The organism is Pseudomonas sp. SIMBA_068 (assembly GCF_046534705.1).
In the GTDB taxonomy this organism is placed as follows: domain Bacteria; phylum Pseudomonadota; class Gammaproteobacteria; order Pseudomonadales; family Pseudomonadaceae; genus Aquipseudomonas; species Aquipseudomonas putida.
This window is the reverse complement of record NZ_JAWRYI010001239.1, coordinates 1-248: the sequence shown is the minus strand read 5'-3', so window position 1 is coordinate 248 and position 248 is coordinate 1. Positions and strand designations below refer to the sequence as shown.

The following is a 248-nucleotide window of genomic DNA, read 5'->3' as shown; positions in this document are numbered from 1 at the left end:
CAGTGGGCAAGTGCGCCGCCCAGTCCACGGCGCTCGGGCTGAGCAGTTCAAAGCCATAGTCACTGACGGCGATGGACACAGACAGTGGCTGTACCCGGCTGACTCGCCAGGCAATCAGGTTGGCCAGCCCCAGGTTGGCCATGCGCCCGGCGAACGGATAGAGAAACAGGTGCCAGCCCTGGCGTGATTTCAGGGTTTCTGCCAGCAGCGTGCCGGTGGTTGGCAGGGCCGACCAGCGCGCCTGCAGC

At 65.7% G+C, this 248-nt stretch carries 1 protein-coding gene; it reads right to left on the bottom strand.

Features of this window, described 5'->3' with window-relative positions; translation table 11 throughout:
- Window positions 1-248, bottom strand: a 248-nt coding sequence (locus SB756_RS33505; protein ID WP_410913690.1) for a hypothetical protein, incomplete at both ends; no start/stop codon positions are given.